Consider the following 13,379-nt stretch of genomic DNA (forward strand, 5'->3'; position numbering starts at 1 on the left):
TCTCGGGCGACACGGGCTCGGGGTCCCGGGAGCAGCAGGGCCGCACGGCCCTCGGGCAGCGTAGGTGATGCGGGGGGTCCGACCGGGGAGACGCGAGGGGGGGTGGTCACTGTGTGGCTTCCCCCGTGGCGGGCGGCTCCGTGGTGACCGGGGGCGGTGGGGTGGTCGTGGTCGGCGGGGTCGTCGTGGTCGCAGCCGAGGTAGTGGTCGCCGGCGGCCGTGGGGGCGTCGAGGCCCGCGTCGTCGCGGCCGGCGGCGGGGCCTGCGTGGTCTCCTCCGGGGCCTCCTCGGTCGGCTCCGGCTCGGGCGCCGGCTCCTCCTCGGTCGTCTGCTCGGCCGTCGTGCTGGGGGCCGTCGTCGTCGGCGCGGGCGTGGTGGTCACCGGGGCGGTGGTGGTGGGGCTGTCGTCCCCGCCGCCACCGGTGTCCCCGCCGTCGCCGAGCAGGGTGAAGGCCAGCACGCCGCCCAGCACCAGCAGCAGGACCGCGGCAGCAGCGACCCAGGGCCAGGGCGAGCGGCGGCGGCGCGGCTCGTCGTCCCAGGCGTCACCGTCGGGGTCCTCGTCGACGGGCGGGCCCTGCAGCGGGGGCATGGTGCGCGGAGCCGTCCGCGGCCCGCGGGGGGTGGCGGCGGCCGCGGCACCGGCGGCGCCGAACCCGGCAGCGGCGATGGTGCGGGTGCTGCCGTCGTCCTCGACGGCGGGCAGGTAGGTGGTGGTGGCCGCGGCGGTGTCCGGTCCGGGGCCCCCGGCGGCGACCCGGCGGGCGGCGTCGGCGAAGGCCCCGCCGTCGGCGAAGCGGTCGGCCGGGTTCTTGGCCAGCGCCTTCTCGACCAGGGCGCGCACCGGTGCCGGGATGCTGGTGGGCAGCGGCGGCGGGGGCCGGTTGATCTGGGCGAGGGCGATCGCGACCTGGGACTCGCCGTCGAAGGGCCGGTTGCCCACCAGGCACTCGTAGCCCAGGACGCCCAGGGAGTAGACGTCGGAGGCGGCGGTGACGACGTGGCCCTGGGCCTGCTCGGGGGACAGGTACTGGGCGGTCCCCACGACCATGCCGGTGCGGGTCAGGGGGGCGGCGTCCCGGGCGTAGGCGATGCCGAAGTCGGTCAGCTTGACCACGCCGTCCGGGCGGACCATCAGGTTGCCCGGCTTGATGTCGCGGTGCACGACGCCGGCCCGGTGCGCGGCCGACAGACCGTCGCCGGCCTGGGCGAGCACGTCCAGGGTCCGGGCCGGGGTGAGCGTGTGCTCGCGCTCGAGCACGCTGACCAGCGGCTCGCCCTCGACGAACTCCATCACCAGGAAGGCCAGGGTCTGACCGTCCTCGACGGTCTCGCCGTAGTCGTAGACCGAGGCGATGTTGGCGTGGGTGAGTGCGGCGGTGTGCCGGGCCTCGTTGCGGAAGCGCTCCAAGAAGCTGCGGTCGCCGGTGTACTCGCTCTTGAGCACCTTGGCGGCCACGGTGCGACCCAGGGTCCGGTCGGTGGCCCGCCAGACCTCCCCCATCCCACCGGTGGCGATGGGGGCGGTGATCTCGTAGCGACCGGCCAGCAGGCTGCCGACCCGCAGGGCCATCAGTTGCCGCCCTGTGCGGCCAGGAACGCCGACATGACCTGCTGGGCGATCGGCGCCGACAGGTCACCGCCGGTGCCCTGCCCGCCCTCGATGAACACGGCGACGGCGATCTGGGGTTCTCCCTCGGGTCCGGCGAAGCCGACGAACCACTGGTTCTCGTCGCCGCCCTCGGTGGTCTGGGCGGTGCCGGTCTTGCCGCCGACGGTGACCCCGTCGATCTGGGCCCGTCGGCCCGAGCCGTTCTCCACGACGCTGACCATCATCTGCTGCAGCTGCTCCGCGGTGTCGGCCGAGACGGGTTCACTCATGACCTCGGGCTCGGTCTGGTCGATGACGGTCAGGTCCGGTGCCTGCACCTGGTCGACCAGGAACGGGGTCATCAGGTCGCCGTCGTTGGCGATGGCCGCGGCGATCATGGCGCCCTGCAGCGGGGTGATCTGGACGTTCTGCTGGCCGATGGAGGCGTTGGCCAGCTGCGCGTTGCCGTCGATGTCACCCACGGTGCTCTCGGAGACCGCCAGGGGCATCTCGAACCCGCCCTGGTCGAGCCCGAAGGCCTCGGCGGCCTCGCGCACCCGGTCGGCACCCAGGTCGACGCCGAGGCCGGCGAAGGCGGTGTTGCAGGAGATCGTCAGGGCGTCGATGAGGGACTGCTGACCGCTGGGGTCGCACTCCTCGCGGCCGAAGTTGTACAGCGGCCGGCTGCTGTCGGAGGCCGTGTAGCTCTGCGGTGCGGGGACGACGCTCTCGGCGGTGTAGCCGTCCTCCAGGGCCGCCGCGGAGACGATCAGCTTGAACACCGACCCGGGGGAGTACCGCTCGGCGACGGTGGTGTTGACCCGCGGGTCGGGGTCGGCGGCGTCCAGGGAGGCCGAGTAGTCCCGGATGGCCTGCGGGTCGTGGCTGGACAGCTGCGCCGGGTCGTAGGTCGGCGTGCTGGCCATGGCCAGCACCGCGCCCGTCTCGGGGTCCAGCGCGACGACGGCGCCGTCGACGTCCCCGAGGCCGGCGACGGCGGCCTGCTGGGCGGCCGGGTCCAGGGTGAGCTCGACGTTGCCGCCGGAGGGGTCGCGGCCGGTGAACAGGTCGGCGATCCGGCGGAAGGTCAGCCGGGCGTCGGAGCCGGAGAGGATCTCGTTCTCGGCGCGCTCGATGCCGGTGTTGCCGTAGACGAGGGAGTAGTAGCCGGTGACCGTCGAGTACAGCTCGGCCTGCGGGTAGGTGCGCAGGTAGGTGAGCGTGTCCTCGGTGGGCACCGACTGGGCGACGAGGTCGCCGTCGACGACGATCGAGCCGCGTTCCCGGTCGTACTCCTCGGCCAGGACCCGGGTGTTGCCGGAGTCCTTGCGCAGCTCGGAGGAGCGGATGACCTGGATGTAGTTGGCGTTGAGGATCAGCAGGGTGAAGAGCACCAGCACGCTGATCGCGACCTTGCGCAGCGGGGCGTTCACCGCTTCACCACCTCGGTCAGCGCCTCGCCCAGCTTGGGCGGCTGGGGAGCGGGCGGGGTGGCCGGCCGGCGGGCGGCGTCGCTGATCCGCACCAGCAGCGCGACGAGGGCGAAGTTGGCCACCAGCGAGGACCCGCCGTAGGCGACGAACGGCGTCGTCAGGCCGGTGAGGGGCAGCAGCCCGGTGACGCCGCCGAGGACGACGAAGACCTGCCAGGCGACGCCGAAGGCCAGCCCGGCGGCCAGCAGCTTGCCGAACGCGTCCCGGACGACGAGCGAGGTGCGCAGCCCGCGCTCCACGAGCACCAGGTAGACCACCACGATGGCGACCAGGCCGAACAGGCCCAGCTCCTCACCGATCGCGGCGGCGATGAAGTCGCTCTTGGCGACCGGCACCTGGTCCGGGCGCCCGCCGCCGAGGCCGGCGCCGAACAGCCCACCGGTGCCGAGCCCGAACAGCGACTGCACGATCTGGTAGCCGCCGGTGTCCCGGTAGGCGAAGGGGTCCAGCCAGGTGTCCACCCGGACCCGGACGTGGCCGAAGAGCTGGTAGGCCACCGACGACCCGGCGGCGAAGAGCATCACGCCGATGAGCAGCCAGGAGGCGCGCTCGGTGGCCACGTAGAGCATCACCACGAAGATGCCGAACAGCAGCAGCGAGCTGCCCAGGTCGCGCTCGAAGACCAGCACCAGGATCGACAGGCCCCAGGCCAGCAGCACCGGGCCCAGGTCGCGGGCCCGGGGGATCTCCAGGCCCAGGACGCGGCGGCTGGCCAGTGCGAGCACGTCGCGCTTGTCGTTGAGGTAGGCCGCGAAGAAGACGACCAGGCAGATCTTGGCGAACTCGCCGGGCTGGATGGAGAACCCGGCGACCCGGATCCAGATCTTGGCGCCGTTGACCTCCGACATCGAGGCGGGGAGCAGTGCCGGGATCGCCAGCAGCACCATGCCGACCAGCCCGATCGTGTAGGCCAGTCGGGACAGTGCCCGGTGGTCGCGCACCACGAGCAGCACGGCGATGAACAGGACCAGCCCGATGGTCGCCCACAGCAGCTGGGTCGGTGCGTCCTCGCGGGTGGTGGTGGCCTCGCCCAGGGCGTTGGCCGCGATGTCGAGCCGGTGGATCATCGACAGGCCCAGGCCGGTGAGCAGCGCGATGCAGGGCAGCAGCAGCGGGTCGGCGTAGGGCGCCCACCTGCGCACCACCAGGTGCGCGCCCAGCCAGATGCCGGAGAACCAGACGCCGAAGGTGGCGATCTCCGGGCTGGGGGAGCCGGTGACGGTGATGTCGACGATGGTCTGCGCGGCGAGGGTGATCACCACGGCGAAGGCCAGCATCGCCAGCTCGGTGTTGCGGCGCTTGGGGGGCGCGGTCACGCCCGGCACGGCCTGGCGCGGGTCGGTGCCCGGGCCGACGCTGAGCGGACCCCCGGGGATGGCGGCGGTCATCAGCCCGCCTCCCGGCAGTCCACTCCCGGCTCCTGCGTCCGGGTGGACGTCGTGGTCGTGGGCGCCGTGGTGGTGGGCGCCGTGGTGGTGGTGGGCGCCGCGGTGGGCGCCGCGGAGGCGTTCGGGTCGACCGGGACGACGGCCGTAGACGGCGCGGCGGTGGTGGTGGGGGCGCTGCTGGTGCTCGGCGCGCTCGCGGTCCGGCAGACCGGCAGCCGCTGCTCGAGCAGGTTGGCCAGGATCCGGTCGGCGTCGTCGCGGTCGGCGGCCTCGATCCCGGCGACCACCCGGCTGCGGGCAGCCTGGGTGAGGTCGGTGAGGGCCAGCTCGGTGGGGGTGTCCAGGCTGAACAGGTCGACGCCCACGATCGAGGCGTTGACCCCGCGGTAGACCCCGACGTCGCCCTCGTCGACCGAGCGGACGAACCAGTGGTCCATCACGAACAGGTAGGCACCGACCGCGGCGGCGCCCAGCACGACCACGGTGCCCAGCGCGATGAGCGCCGTGCGCAGCGGCCGACGCCGTTCCACCGGCGGTGCGGAGGCGGTCATCTGCGCGGCCGGCGTCGGCGGGCGGGGGTCGGCCAGCGCGGCGCGGCCGGCCGCGGACCGCGGGTCGACCTCGCGCTGGCCGCGGTTGTCCCCGGCCGCGCCGTCGATGACCGGGTCCATCCGGGCACTGCCGTCGTCGTCGACGACGTCGGCCACGATCACGGTGATGTTGTCCGGTCCGCCGCTGCGCAGGGCCAGCTCGATCAGCCGGTCGGCGGTGGCCTGCGGGTCCGGGTCGTGCAGGGCGTCGGCCATCGTCTCGTGGCTGACCACGCCGGACAGGCCGTCGGAGCAGATCAGGTAGCGGTCCCCGGCGCGCGCCTCGCGCATCGACAGGTCCGGCTCGACGTCCTGGCCGTTGAGGGCGCGCAGCAGCAGCGAGCGCTGCGGGTGGCTGTTGGCCTCGTCGGCGGTGATCCGGCCGTCGTCGATCAGGGTCTGCACGAACGTGTCGTCGTGGGTGATCTGGGCGAGCTGGCCGTCGCGCACCAGGTAGGCGCGGGAGTCACCGACGTGGCACAGGGCCAGCCGGCCGCCGGCGAACAGGACGGCGGTGAGCGTGGTGCCCATGCCCTCCAGCTGCGGGGACTCCCGGATGACCTCGCGCAGGTGCTCGCTGCCGTCGAACACGGCGCTGCGCAGCGACTGCAGCATGTCCCCGGTGGGGGCGTCGTCGTCCAGGTGCTCCAGGGCGGCGATCACCACCTTGCTGGCGACGTCGCCGGCGGCGTGCCCGCCCATCCCGTCGGCGACGGCCAGCAGCCGGGGCCCGGCGTACACCGAGTCCTGGTTGCTGCCGCGGATGAGGCCGCGGTCCGACCGCGCCGCGTACCGCAGCACCAACGTCATGAGCGCAGCTCCAGCACGGTCTGTCCGATCCGGATGGGTTGTCCCGGGGCCACCAGCAGCGGGCCCTGCACGCGCTGCTGGTCCAGGTAGGTGCCGTTGGTCGAACCGAGGTCCTCGACGTACCACTGTCCACCACGGTTGGTCAGCCGTGCGTGGCGCGAGCTGGCGAAGTCGTCGGTGAGCACCAGGGTGGAGTCGTCGGCGCGGCCGATGAGGATGGCCTGCTCGCCGAGGGTGATCTTGGTGCCGGACAGCGGTCCGGCGGTGACCACGAGGGTCTTGGGCCCGCGGGGGCCCTTCTTCTTGCCGGCCTGCGCGCGCGGGGGCACCGAGGAGACCCGACCGGCGCGACCGCCGAGGAGGTCGGCCCGCACGACCCGGAAGGCCGCGAAGACGAACAGCCACAGCAGCAGCAGGAACCCGAAGCGGAAGACCTGCAGCACGATCTCCGCGGTCATGCGCCTTCCGCCCGGTAGACCAGCACGGAGTGGCCGATCCGGATGACGTCGCCGTCGGCCAGCGGCTGGCGGCCGACGCGCCGGCCGTTGACCAGCGTGCCGTTGGTGGACCCCAGGTCCTGCACGGCGGCGGTGCCGCCCTCGAGCTGGACGTCGACGTGCTTGCGGCTCACGCCGGTGTCGGGCAGCCGGACGTCGGCCTCGGTGCCGCGGCCGATGACGTTGCTGCCCGGCTGCAGGACGTGCCGGGTGCCCGGGCCGTCGACGACGAGCACGTGGGTGACGCCGGGCCGCGAGCCGGACCGGCCGATGACCGAGGGGCCCGCGGGGGCGGCCGTCTGACCGGTGTCGGTGCGCCCGCGCAGCGGCGGGAGCGGGGGCAGTGCGGGGCGGCCCGGGGCGGGGACGGGCGGCGGACCGGTGGGGCCGGGGACGGGGCCACCCCAGTCGTCGTCGAGGCCGGCGTCCAGGCGCGGGCGGGCCTGCGGTGCGGCCGGGCGGCCGGGGTCGGCGACGTGCGAGGCGACCTCGAAGACGCCGGTGTGCAGCTCGTCGTCGCGCTCGAGCCGGACCTGGACGTCGCCGAAGGTCTGGAAGCCCTCGTCGGAGATGTGCTCCACGACCATGTCGGCGAGCTCGGCGGCCAGCTGCTCGGACCACTCGGCCAGGTTGTCGTAGTCGGCGGGGCCGAGCCGGACGTCGTAGACGTTGGGCACGAGCACGCGGCCCTCGCCCATGACCTTGCGCTGCTCGGTGGCCTCGCGTTGCAGGGCCTTGGCGATCTCGGCCGGGTGGACCTTGCCCTTGAAGATCCGGGCGAAGGCCAGACCGACCATGCCCTCCAGGCGTCGCTCGAAGCGCTGCAGCACACCCACAGTCGCTCCCTACCCTCGGCTGACCTCCCACTGACTCCGACGGCGATCGTAACCGGGGACGGACCGGACTCCCGTGCTGGCGCGTGCGACTCCCCGGGACGATCTCGCCGTCCGGACCCACCCGCGGATGCCGCGTGGGGGGCATGTACTGTTCTCCCTCGCCAGGGCAAGTGGCGGAATGGCAGACGCGCACGGTTCAGGTCCGTGTGTCCGAGAGGACGTGGGGGTTCAACTCCCCCCTTGCCCACCAGCACGAGAGGCCCCACCCGAGTCCGGGTGGGGCCTCTCGTCGTTGCTGGGCCGGTACGGGCGGCTCAGCCGCGGGACAGCGCGCCGCGGGTGCTCACGGTGCGGGCCACGAGCGCGGCGCCCCACGGGCCGACGACCCACACCGGCCACGGGTACTGCCAGTCGCCGGTGCCCAGCACGCTGGCCAGGTAGACCGTGACGACGATGCAGGCGACGGTGAGCCAGGCCCGCCAGGCGCGGCCCAGGTCCTGACCTCCCGCGGCGCAGCCGGCCGGCGCCGGGGTGGGCGCGGGGACCGGGGCGGGCAGGTCGCCGGTCAGCGGGGCCAGGTCGCCCAGGGTGCGGGCGCCGTAGGCGGCGGCGAGCCGGTCGTCGTACTCGGCCACCGTCAGCCGTCCGTCGCGCAGGGCCTCGCCCAGCAGCTCGGCGACCGCGGCCCGGTCGGTGTCGGCGGCGCGGAGCTCGGGCTGGGTCACGGTGGCCTCCTGGATCGGCATGCCCCGAGTCTTCGCCCCGGGCCCCGCCCGGCACCACTGACGCATGTCACCGATGTGGGCTCCCGGCCGTCACCGGGTAGCGCAGGCGCATGAGCGACCGCGACACCGCCGCCCGGGTTCTGGACGAGCACGGCACGTCCCACGCCGCCGATGCCGGCATCACACTGGCCGACACCCCCGCCCCGCTGTTCCAGCTGCTGGTCCTCGCCGAGCTGCTCTCGGCCCGGATCTCGGCCGACATCGCCGTCGCCGCGACCCGGGAGCTGCTCGCCGCCGGTGAGACGACCCCGGCGCACACCCTGGAGGCCAGCTGGCAGGACCGCGTCGACGCACTGGGCCGGGGGCACTACCGCCGCTACGACGAGCGCACCGCCCGCCAGCTCGGCGACCTCGCGGCCCAGGTCCGGGACCGCTGGCAGGGTGACCTGCGCCGGCTGGCCACCGAGGCCGACGGGGACGTCGGTCGCGCCGCGGAGCTGCTGCAGGACTTCCCCGGCATCGGCCCGACCGGGGCCGCGGTGTTCCTCCGGGAGGTGCAGGCGGTGTGGCCGTGGGTCCGCCCGTACCTGGACGACCGGGCCCTGCGCGGCGCCGACCGGGTGGGCCTGCCGGGGGACGCGGCAGCCCTGGCCGACCTCGTCGACGGCGACGACCTGGCCCGGTTCGCGGCCGCCCTCGTCCGGGTCTCGCTGCTGCCGGCCTCGGCCGACCCGCTGGCGCGCTGACCACGGGGTCGCTGGTCGGTCGGCCACGTGGTGAGCTGACCGCATGCCGCTGGACCCGCACTTCCCGCCCTTCCTGGCCCGGCTGACCGAGGCCGGCTGGACCCCGCTGGTCACCGGCGACGCCGTCGCCGACCGGGACCGGTACCGCCGGCTGTCGCTGGTCCGCCGGGGCGAGGGGTACCGGCCCGAGCCGGTGGCCGACGTCGAGGACCGCACGATCGAGGGCCCGGCCGGCGACCTGGCGGTCCGGGTCTACCGGTCCGGGCTGGGCCGGGTGCAGGGCGGTCGGACGCCAGGGGCCGCCCGCCCGGTCGTCGTCTGGCTGCACGGCGGTGGCTGGGCGGTCGGCGACCTGGACACCCACGACCCGGTGTGCCGGGCGGTGGCCAACCGGCTGGGCGCCACCGTCGTCGCGGTGGACTACCGGCTGGCCCCCGAGCACCCCCACCCCGCCCCGCTGGAGGACGCGATGGCCGCGCTCCGGTGGGCCGCGCGCCGCTGGCCGACCGCCCCGCTGGTCGTCGCCGGGGACAGCGCCGGTGCCGCGCTCGCCGCCGGCTGTGCGATCCGGGCCCGGGACGAGGACGGCCCGGTGCTGGCCGCCCAGCTGCTCGCCTACCCCTGCCTGGACCCCTCGCAGTCGATGCCCTCGGTGGCCGAGAACGGCACCGACCTGTTCCTCGAGGCCTCGGACATGGCGACCTTCTACGACTGGTACGTCCCCGGCGACCTGGCCCGGGACCCGCTGGTCGCGCCGCTGGGCAGCGACCTGACCGGGCTGCCGCCGGCCGTCGTCGCCACCGCGGAGTTCGACCCGCTGCGCGACGAGGGCGACACCTACGCCGTCGAGCTGGCCGCGGCCGGGGTGCCCGTCGTGCACCTGCCCGGGCCCGGCCTGGTGCACGGGTACTTCGGGCTGACCGAGGTCGCGCCGTCGGCCGCCGTCCGCCGGGCCGAGGTGCTCGACGTGCTCGCCGACCTGCTGGGCACCCCCGGCGGCAGCCCGGACGGCGAGGCGTGGCCGACGACGGAGCCCCTGGGCGCCTGGCTGGAGCGCGGCGCCGCGCGGGTGGCCGTGGACCTGCGCGGCGGTGGGCTGCGCCGCCTGGCCGTCGGCGACTGGGACGTGCTGGACGGCTACCCGACCGGCGTGGTCCCCAAGGGCCGCCGGGGCGGACTGCTGCTGCCCTGGCCCAACCGGCTGCGCGAGGGGCGCTGGAGCTGGGAGGGCGCGGACCTGCAGCTGGACACCGCCGGCCCCGGGGGGCACGCCATGCACGGGCTGCTGTCCTGGCAGCCGTTCACCGTGCTGGACCGCACCCAGGACTCCGTCACCGTCGGCACCGTGCTCGAGCCGCGCTCGGGGTACCCGTTCCGGCTGGCCGTCGCGCTGGACTACCGGCTGGACCCGGGCCGGCTGTCGGTCACCGTCCGGGTGCGCAACGCCGGCACCCACCCGGCGCCGTTCGGGGTCGGCATGCACCCCTACCTGCACGTCGGCGCGCAGGCCGACGGCGACGTCGGGCTGGCGGAGCTGCACGTGCCGGCGACCACGGCGCTGGACGTCGACGGCGGCCTGCCCACCGGCGGGCGCACCCCCTTCGACGGCGCGGTCGGCGTCATCGGCGACCGAGAGCTGGACGACCCGCTCACCGACCTGGTGCGCGACGAGGACGGCTGGGCCCGGGTCCGGCTGGCCGGCCCGGCGGGGTCGCTGGAGCTCGCCGTCGACGAGCAGTGGCCGTGGCTGCAGGTCTACAGCGGCGACACCCTGCCCGAGGGGCAGCGCCGTCGCAGCCTGGCCGTCGAGCCGATGACCTGCCCGCCCAACGCGCTCGCCGACGACGCCGACCTGGTGGTGCTGGCGCCGGAGGAGACCTGGTCGGGCAGCTGGACGCTGTCCTGGACGCCCGCGGCGGGCTAGCCCCGGCGGGCCAGCTCGCGCAGCCGTTCGAAGACCCGGGCGCGCAGCTGGTCCTGCTCCCGTTCGCTCAGGTCGGTGAAGACGACGGAGGCCTCCAGCCAGCCGTCGCCGCTGCGGAAGGCCCGGCGGACGTCGGCGGTGCCGGTGACCCAGCGGCCCATCGTCAGCTCGACGGTGGCGGTCACCGTGTCACCGGTGTCCGGCCAGTCGGTGGTGACCGGCCAGCGGCCCCGCAGCCCGGTCTCGCTGAGGTCCAGGGACGTGCCGCGCAGGACCTGGTCGCCGTCGGCCAATTCGGTGGGCAGGGACAGCGGGGCGCGCACGGCGCCGCGCCGCTGGGCGCTGCGGGAGTGGCCGCGGAAGGCCAGCCGCCAGGTGGGCTCGGCGCCCAGGTCGACGGCGAGCAGCTCGGCGGTGCGGGCGCGCGGGGTGTCCCGGTCCAGCCAGACCAGCTCCAGCTGGTCGCCCACCGGCACCCGGACCCGTCGCCCGCCCCGGTCCTGGGCGACGGTGACGACCAGGTCGGGGCCCGCCGTCCCGCCGTCGGGGACGAAGGAGACCAGCAGGTCCTCCCGGTCGGGCAGTCGTACGTCGACGACGCTGCGCTCCTCGGGGTGGTCCTCGCCGGGCACGCCGTCGGCCATCGGGTCGCTCCTGGGCTGTCGGGCCGTCCCCGGGTGGGACGACGACCGGCACAGGCTGGCAGCCCGACGGGGCTGACGGCGGCCGCCTCGCCGCGCCACACTGTCCCGGTGCGCGTCCTGGAGCTGTGGCGGTACCCGGTGAAGTCCCTGCAGGGGGAGCGGTTGACCGCGGCCGACGTCGGTCCGGAGGGCATCGAGGGCGACCGCGCCTGGGCGCTGTTCGACACCGGGACCGGGTTCGGGCTGACCGCGCGGCGGGTGCCCGACCTGCTGTTCGCCTCCGCACGCACCACCAGTGGGCGGCCGGAGGTGGTGCTGCCCGACGGCACGGTCACCGACGACGACGCCGTCCTGTCCGACTGGGTGGGGCGCCCGGTGCAGCTGCGCCCGGCCGCCTTCGAGGGGGAGCGGCTCTACGAGAACCCCGCCGACCTGGAGACGGAGTCCCGCTGGGACCCCTTCCGGGGGGCCGACGGCGCGTTCCACGACAACGCGACGGCGCGGGTGACGCTGCTGTCCACCGGCTCGACCGGGAGCTGGGCCCCGCGCCGGTTCCGGGCCAACGTGCTCCTCGACGGTGCCGGGGAGGACGCCCTGGTCGGCACCCGCGTGCGACTCGGCGGTGCCGTGCTCGACGTGCTGGACCCGGTGCCGCGCTGCGTCATGACGACGCGGCCCCAGCCCGGCGGGATCGGCCGGGACACCGGCGTCCTGAAGACCATCCACCGCACGCACGAGGGCACGCTGTCCGTCGGGGCGATGCCGGTGACCGGCGGGCGGGTCTCCGTGGGCGACGAGCTGCGGGGAGACTGAGCCGGTGCAGACCATCGAGCTCCGTGCCGGCGAGGACGTCATCCGGCTCGGCCAGCTGCTCAAGCTGATCGACGCCGTGCCCTCCGGCGCGCAGGTCAAGGACGTGCTGACCAGCGGGGACATCACGGTCAACGGCGAGCCCGAGGAGCGCCGGGGCCGCCAGCTGCGCCGCGGGGACGTCGTGGGCGTCGAGGGCCTGGACTCCTTCCGCATCGCCTAGCGACCCCGTCGACGCCCACTCCGAGGGGGTCGGGCGGGGTCGTGCGGCCCTGCGACGGGGCCGATCAGGTCCCCAGCGGGGCTGTGGAAGGACCCCGTCGCCCCCCACGGCACGCTCCGCGCGCCGCGGGGCCCTGCGACGGGGCCGATCAGGTCCCTAGCGGGGCTGTGGAAGGACCCCGTCGCCCCCCACGGCACGCTCCGCGCGCCGCGGGGCCCTGCGACGGGGCCGATCAAGTCCCTAGCGGGGCTGACAGATGGGGCACCACCAGACCTTGCGGGTGCCCATCTCGGCGACCTGGATGGGCGTCCCGCAGCGCAGGCAGGGCTCGCCCTCCCGGCGGAAGACGTAGAACGCGTCGTCCCGGCTGACGTGGCCGTCGGTCTCGGGGCGGTCGGCCGGGTCGGTGGTGATCTCCGCGCCGCCGCGTTCCACGGCGGCCTCCATCACCCGGCGCAGCTGCGCCCACATGGTCGTGAACTCGTCCTCGGTGACGTCGACGCCCGGGCGGTGCGGGTCGACGCCGGCCAGGAAGGGCACCTCGGCCCGCCAGATGAGGCCGGCGCCGGCGGTCACCGCCTGGTCCAGCAGCAGCCCGCCGATCGGCTTGCGGGACTTCCGCACCTTCGCCCAGGCGAGGCCGGGGTCGGCGTCCTCGCGCAGCGGGTCGGGACCGAGCTTGGCGACGGCGCGGTCCAGGCCCTCCTCGTCGACGAGGGTGCAGGTGATCGCGCCGCGCAGCTCGGCGCTGCGCTCGGCGTCCCCACGGCCCGTGCGCAGCCGGAGCCGGACGTTGCTGGAGTCGGCGTTGACCACCGGGCGGCCGGAGAGCTGCCGGTGGTCGGCGTCCCACCAGGTCCAGCCGCCGATCAGGCCCAGGTGCACGTGCAGGTACTGCGGGGAGTCCCCGGAGAACCGCAGGAACAGGTTCTTGCCCCAGGCCTCGGTGCTGCGCAGGGTGCGGCCGTCCAGCGCGGCGGCGCCCTCGGCGAAACGGCCCTGCGGGCTGTCGGTGTGCACCACGTGGCCGCCCATCGCCTCGTCGAACCGGCGGGCGTCGACGTGGATCATGTGTCCTTCGGGCATGGGGCCTGTCTACCTG

The 13,379-nt window shown here is 75.1% G+C and carries 13 protein-coding genes and 1 tRNA gene; 5 read left to right on the forward strand and 9 right to left on the reverse strand.

Translation table 11 applies throughout. The features are described from left to right. Positions 1-106: 106 nt before the first annotated feature. Genes ASG41_RS14800 through ASG41_RS14825 form a run of 6 tightly spaced genes read right to left on the reverse strand, consistent with a single transcriptional unit; the run spans position 107 to position 7,205 of the window. Complete coding sequence (locus ASG41_RS14800) at positions 107-1,573, reverse strand: serine/threonine-protein kinase (protein ID WP_056296206.1); 1,467 nt, start codon at positions 1,571-1,573, stop codon at positions 107-109. Then, a complete protein-coding gene (locus ASG41_RS14805) occupies positions 1,573-3,024 on the reverse strand; it encodes a penicillin-binding protein 2 (RefSeq protein ID WP_056296208.1) in 1,452 nt (483 codons plus the stop codon). The genes ASG41_RS14800 and ASG41_RS14805 overlap by 1 nt, the downstream gene beginning before the upstream one ends. Continuing rightward, entirely contained in the window at positions 3,021-4,472 is a 1,452-nt protein-coding gene (locus ASG41_RS14810; protein ID WP_082556947.1) for an FtsW/RodA/SpoVE family cell cycle protein, read from the reverse strand. Before ASG41_RS14810 ends, ASG41_RS14805 begins: the two co-directional genes overlap by 4 nt. Beyond that, positions 4,472-5,872, reverse strand: a complete 1,401-nt coding sequence (locus ASG41_RS14815) for a PP2C family serine/threonine-protein phosphatase (RefSeq protein ID WP_056296211.1) — start codon at positions 5,870-5,872, stop codon at positions 4,472-4,474. Before ASG41_RS14815 ends, ASG41_RS14810 begins: the two co-directional genes overlap by 1 nt. Next, positions 5,869-6,330 (reverse strand): FHA domain-containing protein, encoded by a 462-nt coding sequence (locus tag ASG41_RS14820; protein ID WP_056296214.1) that lies wholly within the window; start codon positions 6,328-6,330, stop codon positions 5,869-5,871. Before ASG41_RS14820 ends, ASG41_RS14815 begins: the two co-directional genes overlap by 4 nt. Then, positions 6,327-7,205, reverse strand: coding sequence for a DUF3662 and FHA domain-containing protein (locus ASG41_RS14825; RefSeq protein ID WP_056296218.1), 879 nt, complete (start codon positions 7,203-7,205; stop codon positions 6,327-6,329). Before ASG41_RS14825 ends, ASG41_RS14820 begins: the two co-directional genes overlap by 4 nt. Before the next feature lie 164 nt (positions 7,206-7,369). On the opposite strand from ASG41_RS14825, the gene ASG41_RS14830 reads away from it, so the two are divergent. Continuing rightward, positions 7,370-7,455 (forward strand) — tRNA-Leu (locus tag ASG41_RS14830). Positions 7,456-7,519: 64 nt separating this feature from the next. On the opposite strand, the gene ASG41_RS14835 is transcribed toward ASG41_RS14830, so the two are convergent. Further along, positions 7,520-7,951 (reverse strand): DUF1707 domain-containing protein, encoded by a 432-nt coding sequence (locus ASG41_RS14835; protein WP_235564815.1) that lies wholly within the window; start codon positions 7,949-7,951, stop codon positions 7,520-7,522. Positions 7,952-8,040: 89 nt separating this feature from the next. Here ASG41_RS14835 and ASG41_RS14840 point away from each other — a divergent pair, with 89 nt between their 5' ends. Then, positions 8,041-8,676, forward strand: a complete 636-nt coding sequence (locus ASG41_RS14840; protein ID WP_056296223.1) for a hypothetical protein — start codon at positions 8,041-8,043, stop codon at positions 8,674-8,676. A 43-nt stretch (positions 8,677-8,719) separates the two neighbouring features. Then, complete coding sequence (locus tag ASG41_RS24305; RefSeq protein WP_200938948.1) at positions 8,720-10,600, forward strand: alpha/beta hydrolase fold domain-containing protein; 1,881 nt, start codon at positions 8,720-8,722, stop codon at positions 10,598-10,600. On the opposite strand, the gene ASG41_RS14855 is transcribed toward ASG41_RS24305, so the two are convergent. After that, on the reverse strand, positions 10,597-11,244 hold the full coding sequence (locus ASG41_RS14855) for a PilZ domain-containing protein (RefSeq protein ID WP_056296224.1): 648 nt from the start codon (positions 11,242-11,244) through the stop codon (positions 10,597-10,599). The two genes, ASG41_RS24305 and ASG41_RS14855, sit on opposite strands and share 4 nt — an antisense overlap. Positions 11,245-11,352: 108 nt before the next feature. On the opposite strand from ASG41_RS14855, the gene ASG41_RS14860 reads away from it, so the two are divergent. Both ASG41_RS14860 and ASG41_RS14865 read left to right on the forward strand, forming a co-directional pair. Beyond that, a complete protein-coding gene (locus ASG41_RS14860; protein ID WP_056296226.1) occupies positions 11,353-12,057 on the forward strand; it encodes an MOSC domain-containing protein in 705 nt (234 codons plus the stop codon). Positions 12,058-12,061: 4 nt separating this feature from the next. Further along, on the forward strand, positions 12,062-12,277 hold the full coding sequence (locus ASG41_RS14865; protein ID WP_056296229.1) for an RNA-binding S4 domain-containing protein: 216 nt from the start codon (positions 12,062-12,064) through the stop codon (positions 12,275-12,277). 240 nt (positions 12,278-12,517) lie between these two features. Here ASG41_RS14865 and ASG41_RS14870 read toward each other — a convergent pair whose 3' ends face one another. Next, complete coding sequence (locus ASG41_RS14870; RefSeq protein ID WP_082556948.1) at positions 12,518-13,363, reverse strand: Fpg/Nei family DNA glycosylase; 846 nt, start codon at positions 13,361-13,363, stop codon at positions 12,518-12,520. Positions 13,364-13,379: the final 16 nt, after the last annotated feature.

The sequence above is a fragment of the Modestobacter sp. Leaf380 genome (assembly GCF_001424485.1).
Lineage (GTDB): Bacteria > Actinomycetota > Actinomycetes > Mycobacteriales > Geodermatophilaceae > Klenkia.